The 14,610-nt window shown below is 37.8% G+C and carries 13 protein-coding genes; 4 read left to right on the top strand and 9 right to left on the bottom strand.

Annotated features, from left to right (window positions below; all coding sequences use genetic code 11):
• Positions 1-538: 538 nt before the first annotated feature.
• The 9 genes from ilvA to ilvD are packed head-to-tail and all read right to left on the bottom strand — an operon-like array spanning position 539 to position 11,332.
• Positions 539-1,807, bottom strand: coding sequence for a threonine ammonia-lyase IlvA (gene ilvA, locus HMPREF1208_RS06730; RefSeq protein ID WP_016425594.1), 1,269 nt, complete (start codon positions 1,805-1,807; stop codon positions 539-541).
• Between the two features lie 12 nt (positions 1,808-1,819).
• A complete protein-coding gene (gene leuD, locus HMPREF1208_RS06725) occupies positions 1,820-2,392 on the bottom strand; it encodes a 3-isopropylmalate dehydratase small subunit (RefSeq protein ID WP_016425593.1) in 573 nt (190 codons plus the stop codon).
• On the bottom strand, positions 2,392-3,765 hold the full coding sequence (gene leuC / locus HMPREF1208_RS06720; RefSeq protein ID WP_016425592.1) for a 3-isopropylmalate dehydratase large subunit: 1,374 nt from the start codon (positions 3,763-3,765) through the stop codon (positions 2,392-2,394). Before leuC ends, leuD begins: the two co-directional genes overlap by 1 nt.
• Before the next feature lie 3 nt (positions 3,766-3,768).
• On the bottom strand, positions 3,769-4,818 hold the full coding sequence (gene leuB, locus HMPREF1208_RS06715) for a 3-isopropylmalate dehydrogenase (RefSeq protein WP_016425591.1): 1,050 nt from the start codon (positions 4,816-4,818) through the stop codon (positions 3,769-3,771).
• Positions 4,815-6,347, bottom strand: a complete 1,533-nt coding sequence (locus tag HMPREF1208_RS06710; protein ID WP_016425590.1) for a 2-isopropylmalate synthase — start codon at positions 6,345-6,347, stop codon at positions 4,815-4,817. The genes leuB and HMPREF1208_RS06710 overlap by 4 nt, the downstream gene beginning before the upstream one ends.
• 19 nt (positions 6,348-6,366) lie before the next feature.
• Complete coding sequence (ilvC, locus tag HMPREF1208_RS06705) at positions 6,367-7,371, bottom strand: ketol-acid reductoisomerase (protein WP_016425589.1); 1,005 nt, start codon at positions 7,369-7,371, stop codon at positions 6,367-6,369.
• 28 nt (positions 7,372-7,399) lie between these two features.
• Positions 7,400-7,873 (bottom strand): acetolactate synthase small subunit, encoded by a 474-nt coding sequence (gene ilvN, locus HMPREF1208_RS06700; RefSeq protein ID WP_016425588.1) that lies wholly within the window; start codon positions 7,871-7,873, stop codon positions 7,400-7,402.
• The gene (gene ilvB / locus HMPREF1208_RS06695) at positions 7,870-9,624 is read right to left on the bottom strand and encodes a biosynthetic-type acetolactate synthase large subunit (protein ID WP_016425587.1); all 1,755 of its coding nucleotides are present in this window, start codon (positions 9,622-9,624) and stop codon (positions 7,870-7,872) included. The genes ilvN and ilvB overlap by 4 nt, the downstream gene beginning before the upstream one ends.
• Before the next feature lie 19 nt (positions 9,625-9,643).
• The gene (gene ilvD, locus HMPREF1208_RS06690) at positions 9,644-11,332 is read right to left on the bottom strand and encodes a dihydroxy-acid dehydratase (protein ID WP_016425586.1); all 1,689 of its coding nucleotides are present in this window, start codon (positions 11,330-11,332) and stop codon (positions 9,644-9,646) included.
• Between the two features lie 495 nt (positions 11,333-11,827).
• On the opposite strand from ilvD, the gene tsaE reads away from it, so the two are divergent.
• From tsaE to tsaD, 4 genes are read left to right on the top strand one after another with little or no spacing between them, the layout of a single operon-like run.
• The gene (gene tsaE, locus HMPREF1208_RS06685) at positions 11,828-12,274 is read left to right on the top strand and encodes a tRNA (adenosine(37)-N6)-threonylcarbamoyltransferase complex ATPase subunit type 1 TsaE (protein WP_016425585.1); all 447 of its coding nucleotides are present in this window, start codon (positions 11,828-11,830) and stop codon (positions 12,272-12,274) included.
• Positions 12,267-12,923 (top strand): tRNA (adenosine(37)-N6)-threonylcarbamoyltransferase complex dimerization subunit type 1 TsaB, encoded by a 657-nt coding sequence (tsaB, locus tag HMPREF1208_RS06680; RefSeq protein ID WP_016425584.1) that lies wholly within the window; start codon positions 12,267-12,269, stop codon positions 12,921-12,923. Before tsaE ends, tsaB begins: the two co-directional genes overlap by 8 nt.
• The gene (gene rimI / locus HMPREF1208_RS06675; RefSeq protein WP_016425583.1) at positions 12,902-13,372 is read left to right on the top strand and encodes a ribosomal protein S18-alanine N-acetyltransferase; all 471 of its coding nucleotides are present in this window, start codon (positions 12,902-12,904) and stop codon (positions 13,370-13,372) included. The genes tsaB and rimI overlap by 22 nt, the downstream gene beginning before the upstream one ends.
• A complete protein-coding gene (tsaD, locus tag HMPREF1208_RS06670) occupies positions 13,365-14,393 on the top strand; it encodes a tRNA (adenosine(37)-N6)-threonylcarbamoyltransferase complex transferase subunit TsaD (RefSeq protein ID WP_016425582.1) in 1,029 nt (342 codons plus the stop codon). Before rimI ends, tsaD begins: the two co-directional genes overlap by 8 nt.
• The last annotated feature ends 217 nt before the right edge of the window (positions 14,394-14,610 follow it).

The following is a 14,610-nucleotide window of genomic DNA, read 5'->3' as shown; positions in this document are numbered from 1 at the left end:
ACTTTAGTGATTTTAATATTATTATCTTTAATTTTTAGTAACTTTAATATATCATTACACATAGGCGCAATATGTCTCCTTTATTTTTGGTTTAGTCACTTAAAATTATAGAGGCATTTGCGCTATTTTTGTACAAAAAAGCAGGATGACTTATGTCATCCCACCATAAAAAATGAAGAACCAAATAAATAGCGCTAAGGTGATTTTTACTAGAAAATCGTCTTAGCGCTTTCTTTCTATGATAAAACTTCGTATGAGATGACTTCGTTTTGCGAGAGGCAGCCTCAGCCTATCGTCTTTGGCTCGTCTTGTTCTCTCAGACGTCTCGTCATTAATAGGAGGAAAGTACATTTCGCATACATCAAACAAAAATCGGAAATGTGAAATTGAATCATTTATTCCACATTTCCGATTAATCATAGTTTCACACATTGGTTGATGTATATTTAAAATACACTTCAGTCATATCTCTTTAACATTCACCAAGTTTTTATAAGGTAACAGTTTCATCTGAACGTTTATTAATCGCGAATTAACGCTAAATTAATAATGAGTAGAGCATTTTATTTTCATTAATATAAATATTCTTCGGATCGAACTGATTCACGTGCTGCTTGAGCTGTTCTAAATCGGTATGTCTCTGTAGTTGAATACCTATAATCACAGTTCCCGTATTTTGGGAAGATTTTTTTAAATACTCAAATTTTGTAATATCATCATTGGGTCCTAATACATCATTAACAAATTCTCTTAATGCACCAGGACGTTGAGGAAAATTGAGGATAAAGTAATGTTTCATCTCTTCATAAAGAAGAGAGCGCTCTTCAATTTCTTTCATTCGATTGATATCATTATTTCCTCCAGAAACGATACATACGACATTTTTACCTTTTATTTTATCTTTGTATTGTTCCAATGCGCTTACACTTAGCGCACCAGCAGGTTCAGCTACGATTGCTTGCTTAGAATACATGTCTAATATCGTAGAACACACTGCACCCTCATCTACTTGGATGTAATCATCTAAAGTCTCACGGCAAATATCAAATGTAATGTCTCCCACACGGGCTACAGAGGCGCCATCTACAAATTTATCAATGTTTTCAAGTGTTACAACATGACCTTGTTTAATCGACTGATACATACTACTTGCGCCTAAAGGTTCTACGCCAATCATCTGTGTCTGTGGTGAATAGGATTTAAAATAAGTAGACACACCCGACATGAGTCCGCCACCCCCGATGGCCCCGAAAACATAGTCGATTTTAAGATTCTCTTTTTCTGATTGTTCAATCATTTCTTTAGCTAAAGTGCCTTGTCCAGCAATCGTGTGTACATTATTAAATGGATCGATAAAAGTCATACCATGTGATGTGGTGTATGCCAGCGCAGCCTTTAAGCAATCGTCAAATGTATCACCAATGAGCTTAATTTCGACATTGGCATCACCAAAAAATTGAACTTGATTAACTTTTTGTTTTGGCGTTGTCACTGGCATAAAAATAACGGCATGAAGATTCAGTTTTTTCGCAGTATATGCGACACCTTGTGCATGATTTCCTGCGCTTGCACAAGTGATACCACGAATCCTTTGTTCATTGGGTAATACTGCAATGGCATTATAGGCACCTCGCAACTTAAATGAACGGACCCACTGCAAATCTTCACGCTTTAAATAGACATTACATTGATATTTGAGCGATAAATAATGATCTTTTTCTAAAGGTGTTTCTTTTACGATGTTTTTAAGACGTAAGTGTGCATCATCCACATCTTGTGCATGTACAGTTGTTCGAAGATTAGACATCTCTTTTACTCCTTAAGTATATTTAAGTTCATAATCTTTTATTTCTTTTTCATATTTTAATGTGATTGCGATGTCATCAAGACCGTTCACTAGTTTTTCTTTCCATGTTGAATCAATTTCAAAATGAAAAGTTTGTTCTGGTGATTGTACAGTTTGTTGAGGGAGATCGACAGTAATGGTTTTAAATTGAGCTAAATGTTTTCGTGCATTCTGGTCTAATTTGATGGGTAAAAGTGCATTTTTTGTACAGTTCATATAAAAAATATCACTAAAACTTTCAGCAATTATCACTTGAAAACCAAAATCTTTTAGCGCCCATGCGGCATGTTCTCGACTCGAACCACACCCAAAGTTATCACCCGTTATTAAAATGGTTGCATCTTTATAGTTTTCATCATTTAATATAAAGTCTGGATTGTCTGAACCATCAGAGAGGTAACGCCATTCATCAAATAAAAAGGGGCCATAACCCGTTTTGGAAATACGTTTTAAATGGGCTTTCGGAATAATTTGGTCTGTATCAATATTGTCATAAAATAAAGGAACAACTTTACCTGTATATTGAGTGATAGGTTTGATTTCCATTATGCTTCAATCTCCTTTCTTACATCTACAAAGTGACCTTGGATGGCTGCAGCTGCTGCCATAGCAGGGGACACAAGATGTGTTCTCGCACCTTTTCCTTGTCGACCTTCAAAATTACGATTACTTGTTGAAGCACAATGGACACCAGCAGGGACTTGATCTGGGTTCATTCCTAAGCACATACTACATCCAGGATCACGCCACTCAAACCCTGCGTCTTTAAAGATAACGTCAAGCCCTAGTGCTTCTGCCTCTTTTTTTACTTGACGAGAACCTGGAACGACAATCGCTGTAATATTAGGATGAATTTTCTTGCCTTTTACAAAATGACTCGCTTCAATTAAATCAGAGAGCCTTGCATTCGTACAAGAACCTAAAAAGACGTAGGCTAAAGGAATGTCTTTAGCGAACTGGCCAGGTTTTAAATCCATGTAACGGTAAGCTCGTTCGTCATTACTATCTTTAGACTCTGGGAAAGGTGTACTAAACGAAACACCCATTTCTGGACTTGTTCCCCAAGTTACTTGAGGCTCTAAATCTGAAACGTCTAATTGAATCACTTTATCAAAATGTGCGTCTTCATCACTATACAACTGTTGCCATTGTGGCATTTTTAAATCCATATCTTGAGCATAACGACGACCTTTAAGATAGTCATACGTTATTTGGTCTGGTTGGATTAAGCCATATTTTGCACCTGCTTCGATCGCCATATTACATATTGTCATACGACCTTCCATTGAAAGTGATTGAATGGTTTTACCAGTAAATTCAAGTGCATAACCTGTTCCAAAATCAACACCATACTGATTAATTAAATATAAGATAATATCCTTAGCATAAACGCCTTTTGGAAGTACACCAGTGACTTCAATTTTTAAGTTTTTAGGCTTTGTTTGCCAAAGCGTTTGTGTTGCAAAAACATGTTCAACTTCGCTCGTTCCAATACCAAAGGCAATCGCACCAAAAGCACCATGTGTCGCTGTATGTGAATCTCCACATACAACTGTTTTACCGGGCTGAGTGAGTCCTGTTTCTGGTCCTACCATATGTACGATACCTTGTTCGTCAGCCCCCATATCAAAAAGTTGAACGCCAAAATCTTTACAGTTTTGTTGTAAAGCTTGTATTTGCTTATTTGCAATTTCATCTTGGATATTAAAAATGTCGACAGTCGGGACGTTATGATCTAATGTTCCAAAAGTTAAATCAGGTCGTCGTAATTGACGATTTTGTAATCTTAACCCTTCAAATGCTTGTGGAGACGTCACCTCATGAATAAGATGTAAATCGATGTATAAGAGTTGTGGCTCACCATCTTGTCCCGTAATGATATGCTGATCCCAAATTTTATCAAAAAGTGTCTTACTCATTTGTTAAGCCTCCTTTAATTCCTGTATAAAGTGATGGAACACTGCATTAGTCCCATAATGACCTCCTAAGTCAGACGTTGTAATGCCATTTTTAAGTAAATGGTCAACGGTTTGTTCTAAAAGTTGTGCCATTTTTTCTTGTTGTGCGGATTGGCGTAAACACATGGCGAGTGACAAAATCATGCCGAAAGGATTGGCTTTATTTTGTCCAGCGATATCAGGGGCAGAGCCATGTATCGGTTCATAGAGTGAAGGCCCATTTGTGCTAAAGCTTGCAGAAGGGGAAAGTCCTAACGAACCAGGTAACATTGAGGCTTCATCGCTTAAAATGTCTCCGAATAAATTTTCTGTTACGATGACGTCAAACTCAGCAGGTCGTTTAATGAGATGCATACTACATGCATCAACAAGCAAATGTTCCACTTCGACGTCTGGATAGTGCTGTGCAACTTCATTAATCGTTTTACGCCAAAGTTTGCTGCTTGATAACACGTTTTCTTTATCGACGGAAGTTAATTTTCCTCGACGAGATTGTGCAAGTTTAAAAGCAGTATGTGCAATTCTCGTTATTTCCGCTTTACTATACGCCAGTGTATCTACTGCTTCATTTGCATTAAAATAACGCGGTTCACCAAAATAAAGCCCTCCAGTGAGTTCTCTTACAATGATTAAATCGGTTTGATTAACAATCTCACGTTTAATAGGTGACAAGTCCACTGTATAAGGTGTTACACGAGTGGGACGTATATTTGCGTATAAATTCAAAGCTTTTCTAAGTTGAAGTAAGCCGTGCTCTGGACGACAATCGGGATTTTCCCATTTAGGACCACCGATGGCACCTAACAAAATAGCATCCGCATTTTGACAAGCATGTAGTGTTTCATTAGGCAAAGGTGTGCCATAGCGATCAATGGCACAACCACCTATATCATAAGTATCGACATGACAGTTAAAATTGAATTTTGTGGCAAGCTCGTTAAGAATTTCTAACGTGCCTGCCATTATTTCTGGTCCAATACCATCGCCTGGAAGTGCAACAAGGTTGAATGTCATTCTGTAGCACCTACCTTGACCACAGGCGTTGTTGATTTAGCTACAGCTTCTACGTAGGCTTTACATGACGCATAGATAATATCATGGTCAAAGCCAACCCCTGTATATTCTTGTCCATTGACTTCTACACGGACATGAACTTCAGCTTGTGCATCAGAACCTTCAGTTACAGCATCAATGCGATAATCTAATAATGCAGTTTCAACTTTAAAAATGCGGTCTACTGCATTATAAATAGCTAAAATAGAGCCTGTTCCTATACTTGAATCTTGATAAACTTGTCCAGCGTTATCTTTAATGACGACGACTGCACTTTGTAAACCATTTGAAACGAATTGAAGTTGTAATGCATCAAGATGATATTGGGCATGCTTATCATGTTCACTATCTTGAATTAACGCATGAATGTCTTGATCTGTGACATGCTTTTTCTTATCCGCAATATCTTTAAATGATTTAAACAACGTCTTTTGTTCCTCTACATCAATGTTGTAACCTAAAGCCTTTAATTTTTCTTGGAATGCATGTTTACCTGATAATTTACCAAGAGGTAATTCTGTATTTTTCACACCGACTAATTGAGGTGTCATAATCTCATAGGTTTCAGGATTTTTAAGAAAACCATCTTGGTGAATACCAGACTCATGGCTAAAAGCATTTTTACCTACAATTGCTTTATTACGAGGAACTCTCAAACCAGCATAGCGTGCTACTAAATCAGAAGTTTGCTTTGTCAGTTCAAGATTGATTCGACTTTGAATTTGGTAGTGATCTTGTCGGACATATAAGCCTAGTGCAACTTCTTCGAGTGCAGTATTGCCAGCACGTTCGCCAATACCATTGACGGCACCTTCAATACGTGTAGCGCCATTTTCAATAGCGGCCATGCTATTGGCAACTGCTAAACCAAGGTCATCATGACAGTGCGCACTATAAGTAATAGGTTGCGTAGTCTTTACTTTTTCAATTAATGTTTTGAAAATGTAGCCATATTCAGTTGGAAACGTATAACCGACAGTATCAGGTATATTAATTACAGTAGCACCTGCATCAACAGCGGCTTGTACACTTTGAATTAAGAAAGGTAACGGTGTTCTTGTAGCATCTTCAGGTGAAAATTGGACAACTTCAAAACGTTCTTTTGCATAAGTGACATATTTCGTAATCGCAGCTAATACTTCATCTTCCGTCATTTTTAATTTGTACTTCAAATGGATCGGACTTGTCGCAATAAATACATGTATAGAAGGGGAGACTGCGTCTTTAGTCGCTTCGTATACAGCATCGATATCAGCTTCACGACATCGGGCTAATCCAGTCACAGTTGTCTTTTTTAAGGTTTGTGCAATTGCTTTTACAGAATCAAAACTACCTTGACTTGAAGCGGGAAAGCCTGCTTCAATTACATCGACACCCCATTTTTCGAGTTGTTCTGCTATTTTTAACCGTTCTTCAAATGAAAAACTGACGCCAGGTGTTTGTTCGCCATCTCTAAGTGTTGTATCAAAAATTTGAATATGACTAGACATTTTCAATCACTCCTAACAATTATTTCTGAATGCTTTTCGATTTAATAAATGGCATCATCTCACGCAATGATTGTCCTACTTGTGTAATTTGATGATCTTGTTGTGCTTGTCGCATAGATTTAAAGTCTTTAAATCCATTATGATTATCATCAATGAAACGTTGGCTGAAACGACCATCTTGAATATCTTTAAGTACAGCTTTCATGTTGGCTTTCGTATCCTCTGTGATGACACGTGGTCCAGATACATAATCCCCAAATTCTGCAGTATTTGAAATAGAATAGCGCATATTTTCAAGTCCGCCTTCATACATGAGGTCAACAATTAGTTTCATTTCATGTAAAACTTCAAAATATGCAATTTCAGGTTGGTAACCAGCTTCAACTAAAACTTCGAAACCACTTTGAATGAGGCGTGTCACCCCACCACATAAAACTGCTTGCTCACCGAATAAATCTGTCTCTGTTTCCTCTTTATAAGAGGTTTCTAATACACCTGCACGTGTTGCGCCAATACCTTTTGCATAACTTAAGGCCAAATCTCGAGTTTGTCCTGATGCATCTTGGTGAACAGCAAAGAGGGCAGGGACTGCTGAGCCTTCAACAAATGTACGTCGAACTAAATGACCCGGCCCTTTTGGTGCAACTAAAAACACATCGACATCACTTGGTGGATTAATCACATTGAAATGAATATTAAAGCCGTGTGCAAATGCGAGGGCATTACCCGCTTCTAAATGAGGTTCAATTTCATTTTTATAGACATCACCTTGGATTTCGTCTGGTAATAAAACCATAACGACATCAGATTGTTGAACGGCTTCACCAACTGTGAATACTTCAAAGCCATCTTCTTTTGCTTGATCAAAAGATTTACCCGGTCTGATTCCAATGACCACGTCGTAACCATTATCTTTTAAGTTTTGTGCATGAGCGTGGCCTTGAGAGCCATAACCAATAATTGCGATTTTTTTTCCTTGTAATGCATCATTTTCAACTGAATTGTCATAATATACTTTTGCCATATTAAACGACCTCCATATGTACATATTTTTAGATAATTGCTGCTGTGCCTGTGCGTGCGACTTGATCAATTTGAAATGATGATAGATCGTCAAGAAGTTGATTTAACGTATATTGAGGGCCTGTCGCTTGAATAAACGTATATTGCCCATCTTCTTTTAATACAGAAACTAGCGCATCATAAGGTTCGATAACTTGCATCAAGTCGGATTGTTGAAAAGGCTTTTTTAACTTAATTAAAAGTAATTCTCTGTTAAAGCTGTTGGTACTTGTTATATCTTGAACAAGAAGAGTATTTACTTGCTTTTCTAATTGTTGAATAATTGTTCTTTGTTTTTCATTATCTGGAACTTCCGCGATAAAAGTAATTTCTGAAATACCTTCCTCTAAAGTAGGGGTAGCTGTAATGCTTACGATATTAATTTGGCGTCTAACAAATAGGCTGGTTAATCGGTTCAACGTTCCTGCTTTGTCAAAGACACGTAACTTAAACGTTCGCTTCATAGTAAGCCCTCCATTTCATGATTTGCTTTACCACTTGGAACCATTGGCAATACAGGTTCCGTTGGTGAAATTCTAACTTCAATTAACGCTGGGCCATCATGAAGAAAGGCTGCATCGATTTGCGATTCTAGTTTCTGATTGTCATCGATTAAAAAGCTTTTAACCCCATAGGCTTCACTTAATTTTCTAAAATCAGGTTGATCATTGAATACAGAATGAGAAAAGCGTTGATTAAAGAATTTGTCTTGCCACTGTTTAACCATACCGAGTGTGCCATTATTAATGAGAACAATTTTGATTTTCAAATTAAATTCATTGAGTAAGGCCATTTCCTGATTCGTCATTTGAAAGCCACCATCACCAACAAAAACCACGACTGTGTCAGAAGGTTTCGCAAATTGAGCGCCTATTGCTGCTGGGATACCAAAGCCCATCGTTCCTAAGCCACCACTTGTAATGAGTTGACCATAGGTTTCAAATGGATAAAATTGAGCCACCCACATTTGATGTTGGCCGACATCAGTTGCGACATAAGCTTTTCCTTTTGTAATCTCACCAATGTATTCAATAACCCGTTGCGGTCGGCTGAATTCGCGTTGTTCAGACGGAAGATATTTGAATGGGTGCTTTGATTTATTGGCATTAACAGTATTGAGCCAATCTTGATGATTGGGAACTTCAATACGATACTTTGATAATGCAGCTAATACGGCACCTACATCAGCAACGATACCTAAATCAGTTCTAATAATTTTGTTAATTTCAGATGGATCAATATCAACATGGACAATTTTGGCATGTGGTGCGAATGATTCTGGTTGGCTTGCAAGACGGTCATCAAAACGAGAACCAAAGTTAATGAGTAAATCGCAATCCGTTAGTGCCATATTGCTCGCATAGGAACCATGCATGCCGCCCATCCCAAGAAATAAGGGGTGGGAAAAAGGAATAGCACCTAAGCCATGTAAAGTAGTCACTACAGGAATTTGATATTTTTCAACAAATTGTAGGAGGGCTTCATTTGATTTTGAAAAGTTCACACCGGCACCCGCTAAAACAATTGGTTGTTTGGCTGATTTTAATAATGCAGTCAATTTTTGAATTTCATCAATTTCAGGTTTGTGGTTCACATAATAGCCAGGCGTATTAACTGTTTTGTCGTTTGTCGTTTCAGTAGAGAGGACGCCCATATCTTTAGGAAAGTCGATAACGACAGGTCCCTTTCGACCATAATTGGCAATATGGAATGCTTCTTTTACAATTCTAGGAATATCCTTTACATCATGAACTTGATAGTTATGTTTCGTAATTGGCGTCGTCATTGATAAAATATCAGCTTCTTGAAAAGCGTCCTTACCGATACCGGGTGTTGCAACTTGACCCGTGATGACAACTAAAGGCAAAGAATCACTATAAGCATCTGCAATACCTGTCATCGCATTTGTCGCACCTGGGCCACTTGTTACTACGACAACGCCGGGTTTACCACTCACACGCGCATAGCCTTCTGCAGCATGTGTGGCACCTTGCTCATGACGGTAAAGGATATGCCGAATTTGTCCGTTATAAAAAGTATCATAGAGTGGTAGAACGGCACCGCCTGGATAACCAAAAATATACTCAACTTCTTCTTCTAAAAATGCTTCGACCAATAATTCTGCACCAGTTTTCAACGTGTGTGTCTGTGGTTGCAATGTTGAAGTCAACTGCTCTGTCTGTGCATAATCCGTTGCTTTTTCAGTGTTTGTCATCTTGAATCCCTCCATCTTTTTAAAGTAACTCATCTGGTACTTTCATGATGCCACCTGTGTTAGCACTCGTTACAAGCGCGGTATATCTTGCTAAATAACCTGTTTTTACTTTTGCTTTAAAGGATTGTTGTTGCGCATCTCGTTTTTCAAGTTCGTCTTGTGATACATTTAAGGATAAAGTGCGGTGAGTGAGGTCGATTGTAATTTCATCGCCGTCTTCGATTAAGCGAATAGGGCCACCTGAAGCGGCTTCTGGTGAAATATGACCGACAGCGATACCGCGTGTTGCTCCTGAAAAACGACCATCTGTAATTAATGCCACATCTTTGCCTAAACCTCGTCCTACAATCGATGAAGTAGGGGCTAACATTTCAGGCATTCCTGGACCACCTTTAGGGCCTTCATAACGAATGACAACGACATGTCCTGCACGCACAGTATGATTATCAATAGCTGCGACCGCTTCGTCATGACTATCAAAACAAATCGCTTTTCCTGTAAAGGTTTTGATGGATGGATCTACACCGCCAACTTTAATGACTGCACCATCTGGAGCGATATTGCCATATAAAATAGATAGCCCACCTTGCTGATCATAAGGTGAATCTAAGTGTCGAATGACTTGATCATTCGTGATTTCTTTGTCTTGATTGTTTTCTCGAAGTGTTCGTCCTGTGACAGTTATCCGGTCAGGATGTAAGACACCGTCTTTTTTCATTAATTCATTGATAATTGCCGGTACGCCGCCCGCTTGATGGACATCTTCCATTGAATATGCTGAACTAGGTGCAATTTTAGATAAATACGGTGTTTTTTTAGCGATATTATTAATCCGTTGAAGGTCGTAATCAATGCCTGCTTCATTGGCAATCGCTAACGTATGTAGTACAGTGTTTGTAGATCCACCCATCGCCATATCAAGTGCAAATGCATCATCAATTGCTTCTTTCGTGATAATGTCTTTAGGCTTTAAATCATTTTTGACATTTTCTACCAACTGTTTTGCGGCTTCTTTTATCATCTCTCTTCTTTGATCACTCACTGCTAATGCTGTGCCGTTATATGGTAATGCCAGTCCTAAAATCTCCATTAGACAATTCATTGAATTTGCAGTGAACATTCCTGCACATGAGCCACAAGTCGGACATGCGTTTTGTTCCATTTCTAAAAAGTCTTCTTTACTCATTGAACCTTCTTTAAATGCACCAACTGCTTCAAACATAGATGAGAGTGTCAATGCTTTACCTTGGGAAGACAATCCTGCTTTCATAGGACCGCCAGAACAAAATATAGCTGGGACATTCGTTCTCACTGCTGCAAGTAACATACCAGGAGTGATTTTGTCACAGTTTGGAATGTAAAAGACACCATCGAACCAATGGGCATTGATAACTGTTTCTGCTGCATCTGCGATAATTTCACGGCTTGGTAATGAGTAACGCATCCCAATATGGCCCATCGCAATGCCATCATCGACACCAATTGTATTAAATTCAAATGGAATGCCACCCGCTTCTCTAATCGCTTCTTTGGCGATATCAGCTAATTCTCTTAAATGTACATGACCAGGAACAATATCGATATATGAATTACAAATAGCGATAAAAGGTTTGTTCATGTCAGTAGGGGATTTAATTTGTCCCGTCGCATGTAATAAACTTCTGGCCGGTGCTTGTTGATCTCCTTTTTTAATCATGTCACTTCTCATCTGTATGGCCTCCCTTGATTTTTGAAAATAAAAAAAGATACGCCCCAATTGGTGTTGGGACGTATCTTTAAGTCCCATTCAATTAGAAATAGGACTTAAGCGATTAGTAAAATTTCTACTAATGCTCCAGTCCTGAGCGTAAAATTAAAATGACAATATTATTTTGTTGTGTATGGGTCATACATGGATATGTTTTCATTGTCTAACGCTCCCTTCAAAATCGAATGTGATGTATGTTGAATTATATTGGTTTTATCAATTACGAGAATGAGTAAAATTTAGAATTTAGAGAATTGTCTAAAAAATACGTGTTATAAATTTAACGCATCTTTTCTTCTAAGTCAACAGTAAATGTAAAATTTTCTGAAAATAATCTTAAAACACATTAATTAAGCGTCATTCTTATTTCAAAGTAAATGTCAAGAATCAGATAAGGTCAAATAGAAAAAAATTTGTTACAATAGATAGGAAAATTAAGTCAGGAGTGCGGAAAGTATGAGAATAAAAAATATAGCAGAAATGCAGAGGTTCGCTAATTTACTGACACCACTTCTAAAAGCGCAAGATGTGTTGTTATTAGATGGTGATCTTGGCGCTGGTAAAACAACTTTAAGTCAATTTATCGGAAAAGCGTTGGGGGTCAAACGTCACATCAGTTCACCGACCTTTAACATTATTAAGTCATATAAAGGAGACACTTTAAAATTTCATCATATGGATTGCTACCGACTTGAGAACTCCGATGAAGATTTAGGGTTTGATGAATTTTTTAATGACCACGCAGTTACAGTCGTTGAATGGAGTACGTTTATTAAAGATTATTTACCGGATGTATTTTTAAAAATTAACATTAAAGTGATCAATGAAGATGAACGAGAAATCGAACTCGAGGCAAAAGGTCAACATTTTGAAGAAATCAAGGAGCAAATGACACATGTATAGTTTACTTATTAATAGCGCGAATCAACCTTTATCAGTTGCTGTTTTACAAGATGGCAAAGTTTTAGTCACACATACTACAACGGTTAAACGCAATCATTCTATACAATTAATGCCATTAATCGAGTTTTTACTTGCGCAATGTGAAATTAAAGCAAAAGATTTAGATGAAATTATTGTGGCAGAAGGGCCAGGTTCTTATACAGGATTGCGTATTGGTGTCACTACGGCTAAAACATTAGCGTACACTTTAGGCATACAGTTATATGGTGTCTCTTCATTAAAGGCAATTGCTGCGAATATCGAATATTCAGATGCCTATATTATCCCAATCATTGATGCCCGAAGAGGGAATGTCTTTGCAGGTGTTTATCAATGGCAAGATGAACAGTTAGTCGCTGTTATGGAAGATCAACATATTGCGTTATCTCAATTAATTTCACAATGGTCTAATAATGAGAATATTATCTTTATTGGTGATGATGTCACACATTTCACAAATGAACTCGAAGGATATCAATGTATCGCTGAACCGCCTAGAGCGGATAAAATGTATCGATATAAAGGTGAACCGCGTGAGATTCATACGTTTGTACCGCAATATTTAAAGTTATCGGAGGCAGAACAAAATTGGATGGATCAACAGAAATAAAAGAGAAACTTCAAATAAGACATATGATGCTTGAAGATGTTCCAGCTGTTTTTGACCTTGAACAGATAAGCTTTAAAAAGAGTTCGTGGACGATTGACGCGTTTTATTATGAATTGGAGCAAAATCATTTTGCCCATTATTTTGTTGTAGAGTTCGAAAATAAAATTATCGGATACTTAGGCTTATGGATCGTAGTTGACCAAGCCCAAATTACAACAGTTGCTATTGATCCGGAGTATAGAGATTACGGATTAGGTCAATTATTATTGAAATATGTTATTAATTTTGCATCTTCAATCGCAACGGTTATGAGTTTGGAAGTACGTGAAGATAATCATGTCGCACAGCATGTTTATCAAAAACTTGGTTTTGAATATGGCGGTAAACGAAAAAATTATTATGGTGATGGAGAGGATGCGTTAGTCATGTGGGTGAGTTTAAATGACTGAGAATACAACGATTTTGGCACTTGAAACAAGTTGTGATGAAACAAGTGTCAGTGTAATAGAAAACGGTACAGAAATTTTAAGTAATAGTGTGTTAAGTCAAATTGACAGTCATAAACGATTTGGCGGTGTTGTCCCTGAGGTCGCAAGTCGTCATCATGTTGAAAATATAACATTAATCATTGAAGATGCATTGCAACAAGCAGACAAATCAATGGACCAGATTGATGCAGTTGCTGTAACGCAAGGCCCAGGTCTTATTGGTGCGTTACTGGTGGGTGTCAATGCTGCTAAGTCGCTAGCTTTTGCTAATGATAAACCGCTTATACCGGTCCATCATATAGCGGGGCACGTGTATGCAAACCAACTTGGAACAGGTTTGAAATTCCCATTAATTGCATTAATTGTTTCGGGTGGACATACGGAGCTTGTCTATATGAAAGATCATTTACAATTTGAGATTATTGGTGAAACACGAGATGATGCAGTAGGCGAAGCTTATGATAAAGTCGCACGGACTATTGGCTTACCTTACCCTGGTGGCCCGGCGGTTGATCGATTAGCCGCGCAAGGTGAGGACACATACCAATTTCCTCGTGTATGGCTAGAGCCTGAGAGTTATGACTTTAGCTTTAGTGGTTTGAAAAGTGCAGTGATTAATAAATTGCATAATCTAAAGCAAAAGGGTGAACAAGTGATTCCTGAAAATGTAGCGACAAGTTTTCAAAATAGCGTAGTGGAAGTGCTCGTTGGAAAAGCGATGCGTGCTTGTGAAGATTACAACGTTAAACAGTTGATAGTAGCTGGAGGTGTAGCAAGTAACAAAGGGCTTCGCAAAGCTTTAGAGCAAGCTACGCGTGAAAGAGGCATAGAACTCGCGATTCCAGAACCACGTTTATGTACGGATAATGCTGCGATGATTGGAGCAGCAGCCCATTATATTTACGAAAAAGGAATACGTGGGGATATGGCGTTAAATGGTAAAAGCAGTATGGATATTGAAATGTATTTAGATCATGAATAATGAATGCTTTACGTTTTTAAACTGCAACTTTATTTTGAGGGTGAGACAACGAAATCAAACGATTTCTGTCTCACCTTTTTTATCAAAGAAAAGTGATACATTCTAATCACCATTAAAAATTAGATGCTTGTTTATATAGACATATAACTCTAAATAGCTTAAATTTCACATTTCAAGATCACTTTTCTGATTAAGCAAAAGTCAATAGAGAACATGC

Source organism: Staphylococcus sp. HGB0015 (genome assembly GCF_000411275.1).
Lineage (GTDB): Bacteria > Bacillota > Bacilli > Staphylococcales > Staphylococcaceae > Staphylococcus > Staphylococcus schleiferi.
The sequence above is the reverse complement of the archived record's forward strand: the minus strand, read 5'-3'. Positions and strand labels throughout refer to the sequence as shown.